Annotated in this window: 14 protein-coding genes and 1 other RNA gene; 8 read left to right on the top strand and 7 right to left on the bottom strand. The window is 32.7% G+C overall.

The features are described 5' to 3' along the window. Positions 1-28: 28 nt before the first annotated feature. Positions 29-1,030 (bottom strand): metal-dependent hydrolase, encoded by a 1,002-nt coding sequence (locus HW120_RS10860; RefSeq protein ID WP_177734029.1) that lies wholly within the window; start codon positions 1,028-1,030, stop codon positions 29-31. A gap of 109 nt (positions 1,031-1,139) precedes the next feature. Between HW120_RS10860 and HW120_RS10855 the strand changes: the two genes are divergently transcribed. Next, positions 1,140-2,168, top strand: a complete 1,029-nt coding sequence (locus HW120_RS10855) for a proline iminopeptidase-family hydrolase (RefSeq protein ID WP_177734027.1) — start codon at positions 1,140-1,142, stop codon at positions 2,166-2,168. A 112-nt stretch (positions 2,169-2,280) separates the two neighbouring features. Here the strand turns inward: HW120_RS10855 and HW120_RS10850 are convergent, their stop codons facing one another. After that, on the bottom strand, positions 2,281-3,492 hold the full coding sequence (locus HW120_RS10850) for an NAD(P)-dependent oxidoreductase (protein ID WP_177734025.1): 1,212 nt from the start codon (positions 3,490-3,492) through the stop codon (positions 2,281-2,283). A 216-nt stretch (positions 3,493-3,708) separates the two neighbouring features. Here HW120_RS10850 and ssrA point away from each other — a divergent pair. Further along, positions 3,709-4,105, top strand: a transfer-messenger RNA (tmRNA) gene (gene ssrA / locus HW120_RS10845). Between the two features lie 346 nt (positions 4,106-4,451). Here the strand turns inward: ssrA and HW120_RS10840 are convergent. Then, positions 4,452-5,930 (bottom strand): recombinase family protein, encoded by a 1,479-nt coding sequence (locus HW120_RS10840; RefSeq protein ID WP_177734023.1) that lies wholly within the window; start codon positions 5,928-5,930, stop codon positions 4,452-4,454. 396 nt (positions 5,931-6,326) lie between these two features. Between HW120_RS10840 and HW120_RS10835 the strand changes: the two genes are divergently transcribed. From HW120_RS10835 to HW120_RS10820, 4 genes are all read left to right on the top strand, one after another. Further along, on the top strand, positions 6,327-7,919 hold the full coding sequence (locus HW120_RS10835) for a DUF6119 family protein (RefSeq protein WP_177734021.1): 1,593 nt from the start codon (positions 6,327-6,329) through the stop codon (positions 7,917-7,919). A gap of 222 nt (positions 7,920-8,141) precedes the next feature. Then, entirely contained in the window at positions 8,142-9,737 is a 1,596-nt protein-coding gene (locus HW120_RS10830; protein ID WP_177734019.1) for a hypothetical protein, read from the top strand. A 520-nt stretch (positions 9,738-10,257) separates the two neighbouring features. Further along, positions 10,258-12,108: an AAA family ATPase gene (locus HW120_RS10825; protein ID WP_177734017.1), complete on the top strand. Its 1,851-nt coding sequence runs from the start codon at positions 10,258-10,260 to the stop codon at positions 12,106-12,108. Between the two features lie 17 nt (positions 12,109-12,125). Continuing rightward, positions 12,126-13,073, top strand: coding sequence for a hypothetical protein (locus tag HW120_RS10820; RefSeq protein ID WP_177734015.1), 948 nt, complete (start codon positions 12,126-12,128; stop codon positions 13,071-13,073). A 395-nt stretch (positions 13,074-13,468) separates the two neighbouring features. Here the strand turns inward: HW120_RS10820 and HW120_RS10815 are convergent, their stop codons facing one another. From HW120_RS10815 to HW120_RS10800, 4 genes are read right to left on the bottom strand one after another with little or no spacing between them, the layout of a single operon-like run. Beyond that, the gene (locus tag HW120_RS10815; RefSeq protein ID WP_177734013.1) at positions 13,469-14,212 is read right to left on the bottom strand and encodes a restriction endonuclease; all 744 of its coding nucleotides are present in this window, start codon (positions 14,210-14,212) and stop codon (positions 13,469-13,471) included. Positions 14,213-14,265: 53 nt separating this feature from the next. Next, on the bottom strand, positions 14,266-15,075 hold the full coding sequence (locus HW120_RS10810; protein WP_177734011.1) for an ImmA/IrrE family metallo-endopeptidase: 810 nt from the start codon (positions 15,073-15,075) through the stop codon (positions 14,266-14,268). Next, positions 15,062-15,466 (bottom strand): hypothetical protein, encoded by a 405-nt coding sequence (locus HW120_RS10805; RefSeq protein WP_177734009.1) that lies wholly within the window; start codon positions 15,464-15,466, stop codon positions 15,062-15,064. The genes HW120_RS10810 and HW120_RS10805 overlap by 14 nt, the downstream gene beginning before the upstream one ends. Next, entirely contained in the window at positions 15,456-16,058 is a 603-nt protein-coding gene (locus HW120_RS10800; RefSeq protein WP_177734007.1) for a hypothetical protein, read from the bottom strand. Before HW120_RS10800 ends, HW120_RS10805 begins: the two co-directional genes overlap by 11 nt. Positions 16,059-16,165: 107 nt before the next feature. On the opposite strand from HW120_RS10800, the gene HW120_RS10795 reads away from it, so the two are divergent. Further along, positions 16,166-16,480, top strand: a complete 315-nt coding sequence (locus tag HW120_RS10795) for a DUF3892 domain-containing protein (protein ID WP_177734005.1) — start codon at positions 16,166-16,168, stop codon at positions 16,478-16,480. A 7-nt stretch (positions 16,481-16,487) separates the two neighbouring features. Further along, positions 16,488-17,468 (top strand): nucleotidyltransferase family protein, encoded by a 981-nt coding sequence (locus HW120_RS10790; RefSeq protein WP_177734003.1) that lies wholly within the window; start codon positions 16,488-16,490, stop codon positions 17,466-17,468. Positions 17,469-17,470: the final 2 nt, after the last annotated feature.

Raw genomic sequence — 17,470 nt, 5'->3', positions numbered from 1 at the left:
AAACAAGTTAAGAAAAAATAGGATATCTTTAATTGCCTCCTATCCTATTCCATAACTTTTGCAGTAAAAGCATACCGTCTTTTTTACTTTTGGGCACTTCCCTAACGGTTAATGCTCCGTTTTCCGGTAACAGTTCGTAACTAAAGGCAAATTGCGGATTGTTTTCATCCGGATTCAGTAGTCCGAAACGCAGGTCGTTAAAGTAAAGCTTTCCCTCTTTTTCACTAATGGTGTACCAGCCTTCCGAAATGGCAATCAGCCGGTTTACTGTTGTAGTACCGGAAAGACTTCCTAAAAGCTGATGGTTTTTAGGATAGGCTTTAAAGGTGATGGGCTGGCTGTCAAAAAAAGAATAGTCCCCTATTAAATAGGCATCTGCAGTTTCCACATTGGCAGTCCATAATATGGTATTGAACGGTGACGGTTTGGTTTCCATTTGTGCATATTCAATTTTAGCATCCAATAATGCCTGTCGGAATTTATAATAGGTAATCCCTTTTAGCAGCAGCGTAATTAAAAGATAGCCGGTACTGATCTTTAGTCCTAAAATATTCCATTGGGTACGCTTGTAATCGGTTCTTTCTTTCCGCATTGCGGCAATCAGGCAGATGATAAACGGAACAGTATATAACGGATCAATGACAAAAATTGATTTAAAAGCAAATTTATAAGCCGACGGCCATAGCAGCTGCGTTCCCCAGGTGGTGAAGGCATCCAGTAAAGCATGGGTGAACAAGGCCCAAAAGACCAGACCAGCTCCGTTCATTACGGAAACTTTACTGTCTTTTTCTCTTTTGGATATCAGCCAGCCTAATAAGGGCGACAGCAATAAAAAGAAGAGTATCGAATGACTGAATCCGCGGTGTATGGCTACCGCTGTGACCGGATCGAACAGTTTGCCGACCAGGACATCCAGATCGGGAATTGTTCCGGCAATAGCGCCATACAGCATGGCTCTGTTTCCGATTTTTCTTCCCAGAATCTTTTCGCCAACGGCTGCTCCCAATACTATCTGTGTGAGTGAATCCATAGGGTAAAGATACTGTTAATGGATTTTCTTTACAAACGGAAGCGGGTTATAACGCGTAAAATCTGATTCTTTTTTAATAACTTTATAATCCTTTCTAAATCATATCATCATGCGAAAAACAACAATAATCACCTTTATATCCTTGTTACTGATAGGTTTTACGTCCTGCAATAAAATGGAAAAATCAGCAGCCGGTACTGTTGCATTGGATTATTTTGAAGATACCGGCAGCGGTATAAAAAACGGCGGTGTACAGGTTATTCCGATAACAACACCTAAAGGGACGTTTAATATCTGGACAAAACGAATCGGAAATAATCCGAAGATTAAAGTACTATTGTTAAATGGCGGTCCGGGAGCGACCCATGAATATTTTGAGTGTTTTGAGAGTTTCCTCCCAAAAGAAGGAATTGAGTTTATTTATTACGATCAGTTAGGCTGCGGAAATTCCAGCGCTACCCAGGACACTACGCTTTGGGATCTTCCCCGTTATGTAGAGGAAGTCGAACAGGTTCGGCAGGCATTGCAGCTCAACAAGGATAATTTTTATGTGCTGGGACATTCCTGGGGCGGAATTCTGGCCATGGAATATGCGTTAAAATACCAGAACAATCTGAAAGGTCTTATTATTTCCAATATGATGTCGAGTGCTCCGGAATATGATCTGTATGCCAAAAATGTACTGGCTAAAGAGATGGATCCGAAAGTATTGCAGGAAATCCGCAGTATTGAAGCCAAAGGAGATTTTAATAATCCGCGTTATATGGAGCTGCTGCTGCCTAATTTCTATACGAAACACGTTTGCAGATTACCGGTAAATGACTGGCCGGAACCAATGAACCGTTCTTTCTCCAAAATAAATCAGTCGTTATATGTAACGATGCAAGGACCCAGTGAGTTTGGAATATCCGGAAAACTGGCAAAATGGGATCGTAAAAAGGATTTGAAAAACATCAGCGTTCCGACTTTGGTTATCGGCGCTCAATATGATACGATGGATCCGAAACACATGGAAGAAATGTCGAAATTATTGCCAAAAGGCAGCTACCTGTTTTGTTCCAACGGGGCACACATGAGTATGTATGATGACCAGAATACTTATTTTAAAGGTTTGGTGGATTTTTTGAAAAAGGGGTGAGTAATTGGTAAAAGGCAAAGGGCAAAGGGCAAAAGGCAATGTCGTGCTGATAAATAAAAAAGCCTTTCATAGTCATGAAAGGCTTTTTATTATAATCACTGTCTTATATTTATTAGCTTACTTTTTCGCCATCTACATAATCCTGTAAATAACTGAATCGTTCGGTTAGTTTTCCGTTTTCGGTAATTTTAGCGCGGTGTAAGATTCCGTCTTTGTCATTATTATAGAAAGCCGGGATAACGTGTTCCAAAAACATTTCACCAAATCCTTCGCTGGCATCTTTTGGCAATTCACAAGGTAAATTATCAACCGCCATTACTACAATAGCACCCGGATGTGTGATCTCTACTTCTTTGTCTTCACTCGGGTAATAACCGTATAAAGGTTCTGCAATAGTGGATGCTCTTAAGGTACAGGCAATCGGCCCTTCCACATCACAGGAAATATCGGCCACGATTTTAATTCTGTTGTCCGGTGCATTCAGCATTTCCCGTGACAAAATTACCGGTGCGCCGTTTCCATAAAAATGTCCGGCCATAAAAATGTCCGATACTTTTGTGAAACGTTCAAAATCGGATACATAATCCTGAGGGTTGTGATAAAAATCCTGGTTGTCCAGTTGCTGACCGTCTTTGCGTTTGTTATAATCCAAAACGTCAATTTGTGTATAAACCGGTTCCGAGTAATTCTTTGTTAAATAGTCCTCAATGGAAACCTGTTTTATTTTCATACCGTCCAGAATTTCCTTGGCTCCCATTCCTACTTTTCCGTGACCGGTCAAGACAATCTTAATAGGCGGTAAAAAAGGTCTTCTTAAACGTTCAATCAAAGCGGCCTTATCTGCCAGGGTTTCTGCTTTGGGTAAGTTGAATAGTTCGTATTTGATTCCGAATGCTCTAAAACCATTGTAAGCTCCCACAATTCCGGCATATCTTCCGAAACCGATCAGGCGGTGGTTGGTTTCGTTTACAATTGTTTCATGATCGATCAAACGGATATTTTTTTCAAGGCAGGCCACTAATAATTTTCGGTTATACGGCTGCTTTTTAATGGTGTGCGAAAAGAAAAAATATTTTTTATCCGGAATCAAGGCATCAACAGGTACTTCCTTTACACCTATTAATACATCACAATCATTCATATCTTCCGTTACTTCGAAGCCTAATGCTGCATATTGGGCATCGGTAAAGATTCTGATATCGGATGATTCTACTTTAATTTCTGTCTGCGGATAAAGTTCTTTTAATTTCAGTAATTCTGCAGGAGAAAAAACAACGCGTCTGTCGGGCGGGGTTTTTCGTTCCTTGATAAGTCCAATTTTCATTTTTATCGTAAGTAGCTTTTGAAAAATTAACATTTAAACAGGTCAAAAACTGTTAATAATGTAACTTCTCAGGGATTGTTTAGTTTGTTTTTAATAAATAGTTCCCAAATGTAACATTTAAAGAATAGTGTTGCAATTATTTTTAATTGAAAATTTAATGATTTATATTTGCGGTCTGGTTTTTGCTATATTCATTATAGTATTTTCCTACTACTTGGGGTCGACTGGTTTTGACAGCGAGTGGAATTGGACAGTAAGCACGTCGAGCGCCGGGACACAGCTCGTAAATATCATGTTTCAAACTTATAAACGGCGAAAATAATTACGCTTTAGCTGCTTAATCCGAATTATAGTACGATTTGCCTAGTTCTCGTTAGACGAGAAAGCTGGATTCCTCTAAAAAGCCTTGGTTTATGGCGTTTTGTTCAGGGGAACCGTAAAAGTAAACCTAGGAACGGTAATGCTTTAAATCCGTTCTGACATTCATAAAGCTAAGCAAAAAGTGGCGGTTTCCGGCCTTGCTTTTTGTCGAAAATTTAATCGGAAACTAAACGTGTAGAAAGCTCTTCGATTGCTTGTTTGGACGAGAGTTCGATTCTCTCCGACTCCACTTAAGGAGACAACTAGTTAATAGTTGTCTCTTTTTTTATAGCCAAAAGTCCCCATTTATCTAGCTTTACAGCCAGATATTTTAGGTTCGATTTTTTCACGAGGAATCCTTAGTCTGTTTAAGATAAACAGTCTTGAAGCAATTTTATTAGAGATATAATCGGGGCTGAATAGTGGTTCGAAGTCCCGTTAAGGATATAGTATTTTCTTCTCTTTGGGTTTATGGTAGTTTTTCGACACTAAATATAACAATTCCAATATAATTTTGGCTTCATCTTCGTTTATCTGAATGCCGCTCTTAGAAAGAATGGCAATTGCTTTTTCTACTGAAACATTCTTCTCAATAAAGTTCATCTTTTTTCAGTTTTTCGGTTATCTTTTTTTGATAGTATTTTTAAAAATGCTTGATTCAAATCTAAAGATAGATCTCCAGTTTTATAATCAACATTAGTCGGTGGAATAAGATTTACAAGATGTCTTTTATCTGAGACCTCAAATTCAGAAAATCTTTGAAAGATTGCGACTAACGCTTTCTCTTCTATTTGACTTTTCTTATCAATAGCTTTTAATTTAATTAAAATATCACGTACTTCCTTTTTAAGATTTTTCGTGTTGACTTGATTCTCTTTTTTTAATTCGTTGTAGTCATCGAGTTTTAATATTCCGGAAATAAATAATTTTCTGCCTTGAGAAAGTGTTAAACTCTCGTCAATTATTTTTCTCACTAATACTTTCTTCGCATATAAATAACTTCCTTTCTGTGTCTTTATATTCTGGTCTTCCAAAATATTTTTAAATAATTCAATTATATTATTTGAGAGCATTAACTGTTGAAGCTTCTTTTGATAGCAATCATTAAGAAAAATTGCATTTATCCTTGTTCTGCAGCGATTGCGACAATGGTAGTATGGATATTTTTTTAATCTCCCCGCTGAAAAACTTCCGAGAAGTTTTCGATCACAAACTGGACAGATAATAAACCCCTTAAGAAAAAACATTGATTGCAAATCATAATTTTTAGAAGTGGTTTTTCTTTTTGGATTAATAACAGACTGGACCTGATTAAATAAAGCCTCAGATATCAATGGTTCATGTAATCCTTTTATCACTTGCTCTTCACCAGAGTCAAGCTTGACTGGTATAAGCCCGCAATAAACTGAATTATGCAAAATCCTGAAAAAGTGTGATCTTGAACATACCAATCCTTTATCTTTAGCTATTTTCATGATTTCAGATATTTTATGATCGTTTTTGGCAACCTGACAAAAAATCCATTTTATAATTTCGGCTTCAGGCTCTTTAGGAGCGATACCTTTTTTGCCGTCCATTGATGTCAAATTGATAAATCCTAAAGGTGCCTTACTAGGATATCTTCCCATCAGCTTTGCTCGACGAATACCGTTCGAAGTATTTTGCGCTCTCCTTGCATTTTCTGCTTCTGGAACAGCTAAATATACAGCCAGCATAACTGTGCTTTCCGGCACAGAGAAATCAATTGGCTGATCAATAGCTTTTGCAATTGTTTTATATTTCCGAAGTTTTCCAATCATTTCGTAAGCGTATTCAATATTACGGCTGAATCTATCCCATTTGATAAATAGAATATTTTTATCTTCTCCTGATGATTTCTTTTTAATTTCTGAAAATAATCGGTTCCATTCCGGTCTATTGAAATTCTTTGCAGAGTAATCTTCGCGATAAATTCCTTTGACTTCGATATCATAATGTTTACAATATTTTAATAGCCTGTCCTCCTGCTCTGGCAGGGAGTAACCTTTTCTCTTTTGCTCGTCCGTACTTACACGAACGTATAAATAAGCTGACTTCATATTACTTAATGTATTTGATTGATTTATTTACTACTGAATACTCTTAAGCACATGAAACACTTAATTGAAAAAATATTCCATGTGTTATCAAGTACAACGTAACAAAGAGTAAAAGATTTGAATATAATTGCCTTAAGTAAACATCAAATTCTTTCTTAACTTGTATCACTACTACTCTTCCAGAGTTCTTTAATAATTAACGACTTATCGTAATTCAAAATAAAAACTTCAACTTAGAGTAAACAGGTATTTTTACTCGATGTATAGTATAATTTAATCGATATTCTTGAAACAAGACTTTAAATTGTCATTATGGATTTCCGTAATGAAATAGTAAATTAAACACCAATATTTGATGCAATTATTACCAGTCTAATAAAATAATCTAAATTCAAAATGGCAAAAAGTAGAGGTTTCTCAATTTATCTATTAAAAGATACATTTACTCCAGAAAATGCGTTGAAAGATGGTCACAATCTACAGTTATTAGAGGAAGAGAATACAAATCTCCCTGATAATTCCATCATGTATTTATCTGATACTCCAGGAAGTCCTCCATGGTGGAAAAATTACTGGGGAATACATAAAAACTTATATCAAATGCAAAAAGGAAGTCTAATCTTTCTTCCTGTCGATAATAGTTGGATAGTACTGACATTTGGCATTACTTATCATCAACTAAAAGATAATAGTTATCATTATGATTTTGGATTAAAAACAACATTAAACGCACTGGATCCAGAAAAAATTAAATCTACTGATATATTACAACCCGAGAATGCAAAAAGGCAAAGAGTACAAAGTCCTACAGAATCGAGTCTAAACTTTTTTGATATTAGACATGATGAAAACATAATAAAAAAATTAACTGGTGCTGTAAAATCAGAATACATTGACTTATTTAGAAATGTTACTGGTGCAAGTAGCCTAAGAATTTCTTCAAATTTACCAGCAGATGAGATCACAAATTTATGTAGAGAGATAATTGAAATATATAACAAAACCGATTTTATTCAATCTTTTCCAGATATTCAAAATATAGTTCCAGTTAGAGATCCAGACAAAATCAGAGAACTTAACCAAAACTTATTATTAGCTTTTGAAAGTGCGCCGGTAGAGTTAGTACTATCAATTCCAGAAATCATGGATTATTCAACATCTTTTAAAATTAAATTCAATGGTGCAGGCAGAACAAATTTTGAATATTATGATGTATATATAGCCGACTATAGAGCATATTTGGAAGAAAGGAATATAACTCAAATTAATGATGTTAATGTCTTTTTTAATCATCACATGGCAATTATAGATGAAAATGGCAATCAAATAAAACAATTTAGTATATATAAATGTTTTTTATATGATTGTGAAATCAACGGCCTAACTTATCATTTAACTGAGGGAGAATGGTATTTAATTGATAAAGAATATATCACAAAATTAGAAAATGCACTTAACCCTCACTTTATAAATTCACACACATTCTTACATCCCTGCGATTCTCAAAGGGAAGATGAGTATAATGAATCCGTAAAAAGTACTAATGCAAATGTAATCTGTTTAGACAAAAAAAACATTTCGGTTAATGGACAAACCCAAATAGAACCATGCGATTTAATCACTATCCTTGAAAATAAAGTTAACCTAATTCATATAAAAATTTCAACACGTTCTGCAAGTCTCAGCCATTTGTTCAACCAAGGAGTAAATTCAATTGAATTGCTTAGAATGGAAGAAGAATCAAAAGAAAAATTAAAAACACTTGTTAACAATAACAGTTTTAATAATTTAATAGACAAAGGTGAATTCAGTGTGACTTATGGAATTATCACTAAGAAAGATGCCACAGGCAAATCAAGTAAGTTACCTATATTTTCAAGAATTAGTTTACTTAGAGCAGTAAATACATTAAGAATGTTAAACATTCCTTGTTCAATCTATTTTATTTATGACAATGTCGATCGCAAAAAAAATAATTTTTATTTATAATATTATATATTTTTCTTACATCGAATAATTTGAAATTATTTCACAAAAGTTAGTTTCTATTTCAATCAAAATCAGGTGTAATTACTTGTCTTGTTGCTTAAAATAAAGACGATTTTTGCATTATTTAGGAAATACAAAAAAATAAGTTTTATTAGATTTCATCATAAATTAACAAAACGCATATTATAAATCAAACAGATAACCAATAATTAAGATTGTGAAATGTCTAAAGTTAATCCAAAAGAAGAAAATGAATATGCCAAAAACATCAAAGATGAAGTTGTTTATATTGGTGATGCAATAAGCGGAAGAAAAGGTTATTGGTGCTTAGGATGTAATGAAGAAATGGATGCCGTAAAGAAAAAAAACATCTATCATAAATCTTATTTTAGACACTCGGCCAAAGGAGTTGACAATGAAAGAAAATGTACTTTTAGCAACCAAGAATACAGACATAAACTTGCAATAGAAGTACTTCAATTTACAAAACGCATAAAAGTTCCCAATCTTTACTCCTATTCCCCTGACGGAAAGAAAGCTGTTCTTTTGGAAGAAGCACAATTTATTGAAGCTCATCACGTAAGAGCTGAACTGACTTTTTATGAAGATGATGAAGGAAACGTAATTCACGGGAAAAATCCAGATGTAGAAAATAAAAATCTTTTGATACGACCTGACTTAACTTTCTTTAATTCTAAGGATGAGCCTATTCTACTAATTGAAATTGTAGTTTCTCATAAATTAGATGATGAAAAAAAAGTTAAACTGAAAAGACTAGGAATAGATACAATTCAAATTATTATTCCTAAAGATTCAGAAGAAAATATTGCTAAAAGCTTACTAACATCAAATAATACTAAATGGGTTTACAATTATGTCCAAGAACGCACTGACTACATTCAAGTTTCCAAAGCAGATAGAGAGGAATTATCATCATTTGATGAACTCCAAAGAAAGTTTTTTGCAGAATCTGTCGTCTGCCGAACAAACCAAATTAGCAATCTTATACGGTCAATTAAAAGCAGTTTGGGAACTCAACTATACAGAAGAATTGAACAACAATTTGAATCTGAATTATCAAGAGTTATGGCAAACACAAAAAGAAATAGAGAAAGACTGGAGGAGCTGGAAAGAGAATTTGAGGACGAAGTATATTCAAGTATTAGACACGAAGCAGAAGAAGTTGAACGAAGATCAAGAGACCTTGAACAACAACAAATTGCATTTGAGGAAAACCACTCAGATTTGGAAAGAAGATATATTAAACGCAGAGCGGATATTATTAAAGAAGAAGCAAACACTGAGCGGGAAATTAAGTTCAGATACCGAGTTGGAGAATCTGAAGAGGACATTAGAAGAGAATTTGGACTTGAAGAAAGTAGAATTGACAACGAGCAAAGTAAAATTAGAAGAGAAGAAAGATACATTGAAGTCAATTTTCGAGAAGAATCAAGATTTGCGCTTAATTTTGAAAGAGAAAACAGAAAGATTGAACGAGAATTTGAGGAACTTGAAAAAAGAGAACGAGAAGACTTTGAAAAACTTAGAAAAGGACTTCAATCAAAAGATGGAGAGTATAGAAAACTCAAAGCCGAAGTGGAGAATGGACTACGAAGCGAATTTGAAAGGGAATACGAACAAATTGTTGACAGAGTTAACCAAAGAGATATACAGTCAAACGACGAATTGTCCGAAAGAATTAAAATCATACTTGAAATACGGGGATTACTTGACAATTACGAAAATGAAATATCAACCATCGGACAGTATCAAAAATACCTTGAATTTGTTAAATCAGGAGCTTGGAAAGAATGGTAAATCCTTTGAATGGTTTTTAGAAAACTACAATTTAAACATCAAAAAATAGTTGTTGCGCTCTAAAAAGTGTTATTCTTTACGCTGTGCAATTATCTCTGGCTTTGTATTATTTAAAACAAGTATAATTGAAAAACAGAGACTTCATAAAGTTTCTGACTTTAAAAACTAGTCTTCTTAAAATATTGTAATGAATGTAGAGAAAGCGAGAGAATAAAAAGAACTAACCATCAAAATTCGAGAGACTTCTATCAGGTTAATAATTTCTAAGAAAAAAAATGCAGGAAGTCAGAGATATTTAGATAGCTTTTCATGAGATCACTTCGTAAAACGTGGACATAATTCTCTTTACTGCCTTTATTGTTTCCTTATTATAAAAAACATAAGAAAAACTGATAGGAAAATCAATATTTGATTATAAAAAAAAATTGAAAATTAGAGGTTTAACTGATATTAACCCAGTTCAATTCTCAGCACACACTTTAGAAGATTTTAGACTGTAAATAAATTTAAATAATAAAAAATGAGACTACTAGCCATGTGGGTTGAAGATTTTCTGAAAATCAAAAATCAAAGCTTTAATTTTGGAGGACAATATACTTATTCTTTTGATTTTAATGAGGAGAGCAGAGAATTAACAATAAGCAACCAGCAAACGCCAGATTACTACAACCTATTGACAGGCTCCAATATAGTAAATATTTCAGGAATAATAGGTATTAACGGCTCTGGAAAAAGTTCATTGTTAAATTTAATAAACGTAATTTCTGCCGGTAAACCACTAATAAATAATGTCGTAGTTATAATCGAAAATGACGGCGTAATTGAAATTACCTGTTATGTAAGCACATTCCCATTATATGGAAAAAAAAACACAATAAAAATGGTGCTTCTTGAAGGTGGAAGTTTTACACACGGTATAGAAGTGAATACGTTCAAAAACAAAAATCCATTCAAGGAACTTGATCTGATTTTTTACTCAAATCTAACTTCTAATCGAAATGTAAATTACCTTGGGCTGGACAATCCTATGAACCGATCAGTTGATTATCAGCTAAGACAATCCCTTACTCCGGAAAAAGTTGCTGGTTATCTAGCTGATTACAATACTAAAAAAGAAGCCAATTCAGCCTATTTACTTCTGGAAGAAAGCTTTAATCTGCAGTCTATTTATCAAAATGACCGAGAAGAAAGAATGATTAACTTTCTCTCGGACAACATAGAAAATAAATTTTCAATTATTGGTGATATTCGTTTTTCAGAGACAATATCAGTTTGGTTCAATGAAAATATTTTTTCACAGATTCAAAAAATGACTGAAGGAGAATCTTCATTATTTGAAACACTTGAGAAAATTTATAGCCATTGCTATAAATTATTAAACACAGAATCTAACACTAAAAATAAATTCAAATATACAATTATATATAAATATTTCTTTTTTGCCCTTTACAATGATTTCTTTAAACAGACAGGCATACTTGACTATGCGGTTCATTTAAAAAGTTACCTTAAATCACTTCCATTAGATCAAAATATTTTCAAATCACTTAGTGAGTATTTATCACGTTACAAAGCTTACAAGGAAGGAGTTGAATTAGATAAAATTAGTACTTTACTTAATAATTTAGATTCATTATTAGAAAATATTGAAATAGCAGAATCTGCTCAATTCTTTTCAAATGGTTATTTTGATTTATCAATAAATAAACATTTATGGGATTTTTTAAAAGAAATTCTTTCTATAACCGATTTTAATGCAGAGCCTTTAATGCAATACAACATAACGCCTTTCAGTTCAGGAGAAGAAGCAATTTTGTATCAGTTATCTGAATTTCACGAAGCATTAAAAAATTCCACTAATGAATATGTAATTGTCAGCATTGATGAGGGAGAACTCTACTTACATCCTGAGTGGCAGCGAAAATATATTAATACACTTTATCAATTTTTCGAACACCACAGCAGGAGCTACAATAAGAAATTTCAAATCATTATTACATCCCACTCCCCATTTATTATCTCAGATATTCCCAAACAAAATTTAATATTCTTAAAAAAGGATAGTTTGGGCAACTGTAAAGTATCCCAATCAGAGGGTCATTTACCAACACTGGGCGGAAATATTTTCGAGCTGTTTAGCGACGGCTTTTTTCTGAAGGAGTTTATTAGTGAATATGCATTTGAAAAAATCAATCAAGCCATAAAATTTCTTAATGGGGAGCAATCCGAATTTAAAGAACTTGCTGAAGTTGAAAATTTTAACAAACTAGTTGGAGAAGCACTCATTCGTGATGAAATTCAGAAAATGATTGATTTCAGCAAAATGAAGAACTTTGATCAATATTTTGAGCAAATTAAACCTAAAGACTAAAATAAATTTTAAGAAAAATGATCAGTGTACACTATTCAAATTATAAATCATTTTCAGAAACCCACTGTGAATCAATTCTGGAATACTGCAATACAAGGGCTAGAGCCTACTCAAAGTCAAAAATAGATGCTAAAATTAAATTATATTTCGGACCACTCATAAAGGATTTTGAAGAATTACTCACTGCCCCCCCTCTTAAACTTGAAAAAATCAAATTATACTTCGACAGTCTTTCTGCTACAAAACGTGAAGATATTCAAAAAAATTTCAAACTTATCGGACTGTATAATCATTTTATTAAGCACGGTTTTGACAACGCTCAAAAACAAATCACATATGGCTCGGAATATCTGGCTGATAATCTTGACATTTTTTCATGCCCGTATTGTAATGAAAACTTCACATATTCATTTAGATATAAAGCAGGTGTAAATCCAGTACGAAGAACATTTGACTGGGATCATATTTATTCCAAAACTGATTATCCTTTCCTTTCAATTTCATTTTTTAATCTAACCCCTTGCTGTAAGGTCTGCAACTTTATTAAGTCAAGCCAGAATGTTAATTTTTTTAATCCTCACCTTAACGTTAATGTCAACGATTCATATTTCTTTCTACTCAATCCGACCGGAGCAGGTTTTATTACAGACACAAGCCAACTGAACTTAAACCTGGTTTTGATTAAAGGTAAATATATACAAGAATTTAAAGATTCGATTACAACTATTGGTCTTCTTGACCGCTATCGATTACATAAAGAAGTTATTAAAGATATACTCAATAAGCAGAGAATGTATCCGCTGAGTTATCTCACAGCAGTCCAAAATCAGTTGTCTCCTGTTCTCACCCCCAAACATAGCCAGTTAAGAGCGGTTCTTTACGGAACAAATTTCAGCCATAACAGTTTCTACAAAAGACCTTTTTCAAAATTAACATTCGATATCCTAAACAATAGTAATTATTAATTTAAATTTTACAAATTCACTGGCTTTGAGAAAGCATCTTACAAATATTCATTTTGGAAGGCAGTATAATCCGTTTTACAATCTTTAATCCATTACAAATACTTAACAATATAACCTATTAATAAACAACACTTAAACATATTTACACAACTTAATAAACAACACTTAAACATATTTACAAAACCCTTTTTTAATAAAAAAAATATAGGTGTTACAAAGGCTCTTTCTCCGAAACTAATTCTAGTCAAAAATTAGATAGAAAAGAACTGTAGAGTTTATGACATGATTGTGGAAAATTTAAAAGGTAATCCACTATTATATAACCCATTGCTTACTACCAAAAATGTGTTTTAAAAAAAACTTACAACTATGCTGATTTTAAGGAGTCTTAATAATTATCGACGCAATTGTTCTTTAAATAAGATGTCAAAATCAATCAATCCTTCGGCACAAATTTTTTCTAAATTAAGAAAATAGCTTTCATATGAAGTACAATTAATATTTAATTCTCTAATATAATGAGGTAGAAAATTATCAAACATTTCAATGTCAAATTCTTTTGTTTCTTCATTTTTGTAATCAATATTTGCTGAGGCAAAAACTGGATTAAAATATTTTGCCGTCAAGTAGTGATATTTTTCAAGTTCATCTTGAGAAAGTTTAGAAAGCTGTTCTTTAAAAAATACCATAAAACCAACACTTACATAATCGTATAAAGGTTTTGTTGTCTTAGAAATGGCAATTAATTTTTTTCTGATCCATTCCGCCCTAAAGGTATTTTCAAACTCAGGCCAATTAACTAATTGAATGTTGGTGCTTTTAATTGCGTCAAATGCCCCGCTCTGAAAACCCATCTTTGAAATTATAAGTCCGTAATTGGCTCCGTAGTCGTTTACTACTGTACGGAAAGAGTGTACAACATGTTTTGGAACTTTTTTTTTCCAGAATTTACATTCACAGATGATTATGCTTCTAGATATCTGGCTGTTCATTTCTGCATATACATCTACATTAACTTTTTCCCTTACTGTAATTATCTCTTTTTCTGTTTCACAAAGATAGCCGCAGACTGTTAAAATCTCCGCAGCTTTGTTTTGTAAATCTTTCCATGTTTTTGGTTCATTTTCGCAGATAGTCATTTTTAGGATTTAATATTTTAAATTTTACAATAAAACGTAGATAGTCAATGCAATTATTCTTCCCAAACGACACTTATTATTGTTTTCAGCTGTTTGTATGGAATGCAGTATTCGAAGAAATCACAATCATCTTCATCGTCCCTTAATTCAAACCATGTTGATTTATAGATGGATTGGGCCTTTTCTTTTCCCGAATACAAAAACTCATATTTACCATCAATGTATTCCTGGGCAACTGAATCTTCAGGCGGAGGTAATTTCGTAATTTCTTTAATTTTTATCCAATAACCATCTGATTTACTCCAATATCTAACTTGTCCATTATTAATAAAAACTACAAACAGAGGATAGATATTTAATGATAGTAATCTATAAATAATGGAGGTTAAACTGGTTTTAAATCTTACGGATAGTTCCTTCACTAAATCAGGTGAGAATTTTTTTCTATATACTGCTTTTCTTATTACAGCTTCAGGCATTAAGAGTTCTGATGCAAAATCATTGGCTTCCCATTCTTGAATTCCTTTTTTCGCTTGGTTCTCAGCAGTATTAAACCAATTCAGGGTATTGGATGTTTCATTATGAACTTCCAAATCTAGTTTGTCATGAAGCAGATAATGTCCAATTTCATGCGCAGCTGTAAAACGCTTTCTTTCTTCGAACTCAATATCCGAGTTCACTTTAATCAATGTTTTAGAATTGCCTCTAATGATTTTACCGTCCGAGTTTGGTAATTTTTCTTCTATTAAAGTTGCTCCAAGACCGGCAGCAAAAATATCCATAGGAATATCAGTAATCTCATCGAAACCAATTTCTTCCAGAAGAGCTTTAGCTCTATTGGAACCGCGTCTATTTTTGATCATTTTCCAATTGCTCCAGAAGTTCTAATAAATTCTGGTCTTTAATTATTTCTTTAATCTCATCAATTCCCAAGCTGTCTAAATTTCTATATTGAACCTGAAACTGATTATTTGCAATTAAAGATTTTAAATAACTAATCGGCTTATCAATATTTTTCGAGATTGCATTTTGCAATAATGCAGAAGCTTTTTCTAATAAATCAGTATCTCTCTGTTTATTTATATGTGCTTTTAACAGAAATGAGTGCTTGCGAAAATTCTTTAGAGCATAAGTTTCAATCTCTTTTATGTCAAAACCTTCCTCTTTAAGGATTTCATCATAAGTACTAGAATCACCTTCAATAATTTGGGAGATAATTGCCTTGTCTATCTTTTTGATGAAGTTATTTTTCATAATTCAACACTTTCAGTTTTTCTTTTATATATGGTAATTTGCGATCAAGCCGCTTTTTTATATTTGTCAGTTCTTCGTTGCTGATTCCGAAGAGTTCAGACAAATCATTTCTTTTCATGCCATTGATTATGTATGGTTCGAACAGTAATATTTCGTAATCTGTTGCACCCATAGCGGTTAATTCATCGTGGCATATAGATAGTAATGATTGATAGTCGGAATCGTCAAAAGACATTTCAATATCATTCTCTAAAATTTCAAATGTTTCGTTCGCCTTGTCAAGCTCAGCATTTAATGTATTTGAAATTACACTATCTAAGGCACTTATTATCTGCATTCGGAAATCAGGGAATTTCTCTGGATACCAATTTCTGCCACCATCTTTAAAGAAGGCTTCAATAGTATCATTGATCATATCCTCAACCATAATGCCTCTAAATCCCTTATCATGGTTGTACTTGATTCCAAAAACAGTTTTAAGTCTTATTATAGCGTGCTTGAAAAGATCAGCATAAAATTCAGGAGTGTAAATCTCCTGAATTGCTTTGCATTTCTCATCAAATGATGCAACAATTCTATTATCTGACTTCATTTATACTGTAATGCTTAAAATTTTTTAAAAATTTCCATATCAGTGGCAATTTATGAAATTTATGTAGCATTACAATGTATAAGAACGTTTTAACTAAAATATATATTATGAGTAAATCAGCAAATTATGTAATATCTGGTGTTTGGAAAGATTCAAAAGATAATATTACGCACGTAATGTTACATCCAGTAAATGATGGTGATTCATGGAATATGGGTGAAAAAAATACTGAAGCCAATACAATTGAATTATTGAAAAAGGGATACATTATTAGAACTGTAGTTTGGAATTATCCAGGTTGGTCTATTAGATCAAGAGTAACATATATAAAAGGAATAGGAAAAGAATATTTAAGAAGTGAAGCAAATGCTACACCAAAAGATAATTTGGATAATTTAATATCAATGAAAGCAATAAAATAAAAATATTATGGATAAGAGTTTACATTTAGATTCGGTAATTAAAACACATCAAATTACCAAAGAAGAACAGCTTTTAAAAAAGCATAAAGAAAAAAATAAAGAAGTTAAGGAAGCTTTGGAAAAGAAATACGAAGAGAGTATTTATTCACCTTTTAATTCGGGTTCCTATGCAAAAAATACGGCAGTGAATATCAAGTTTGATTTTGATATGGTTTGTCCTTTCAAGAGAAATGCATTTGGTTCAAATGGCACATTAAAGGAGATGTACGAAGACGTCTTTGATTTTTTATATGATAAATATAAGGATGAAGCAAGTGTCAGAAAACAAAAAGTTTCCATTGGTATTGAGTTTTTTGCAGATGAAGACGGTGATGTTGTAAAGATTGATGTTGTGCCTGGACGTGAACTAAGCCAGGATAAATACAAAGATGATGAAAATCTTAATCTGTACGTTTATTACAAATATGGAAATTTTGATCAGGGAAGTGAGAGAATTAAAACCAATGTGGAGGCTCAAATCAAAAACATTAAAGATAGAGCAACTAAAGAAAAAGATTCCATTAGGAAAATTATTCGTCTGCTAAAAGTTTGGAAAAATACCAAATACAATTATCCTACGAAATCTTTCTTTTTAGAATTGATTACTATTAAAGCTTTTGATAATAAGGATGTATCTGGGAATTTGTGGAGTAAATTAGAAACAGTATTAGAATATATCCGTGACGAAGTTACCGGCGAAAGTTTTTCATTGAAGGATCCTGGAAACAGCTCTAATGATTTAATTGATACTCTGACTGTTTCTGAGAGACACACTCTCTCTAATGATATGAAGAATATGCTTGAAAGAATTGAAGATAACGATGAAAATATCAAAACTTACTTCCCAGAAAACCCAAAATTTATTGAGGAAGAAGAAAGTGATAACAAATATGAAAACAAAGGAAACGGGTTTTATTCTACTCCTCCTAAAACTGAACGTTTTGGATAATT

This window comes from Flavobacterium inviolabile (genome assembly GCF_013389455.1).
GTDB lineage: Bacteria > Bacteroidota > Bacteroidia > Flavobacteriales > Flavobacteriaceae > Flavobacterium > Flavobacterium inviolabile.
The sequence above is the reverse complement of the archived record's forward strand: the minus strand, read 5'-3'. Positions and strand labels throughout refer to the sequence as shown.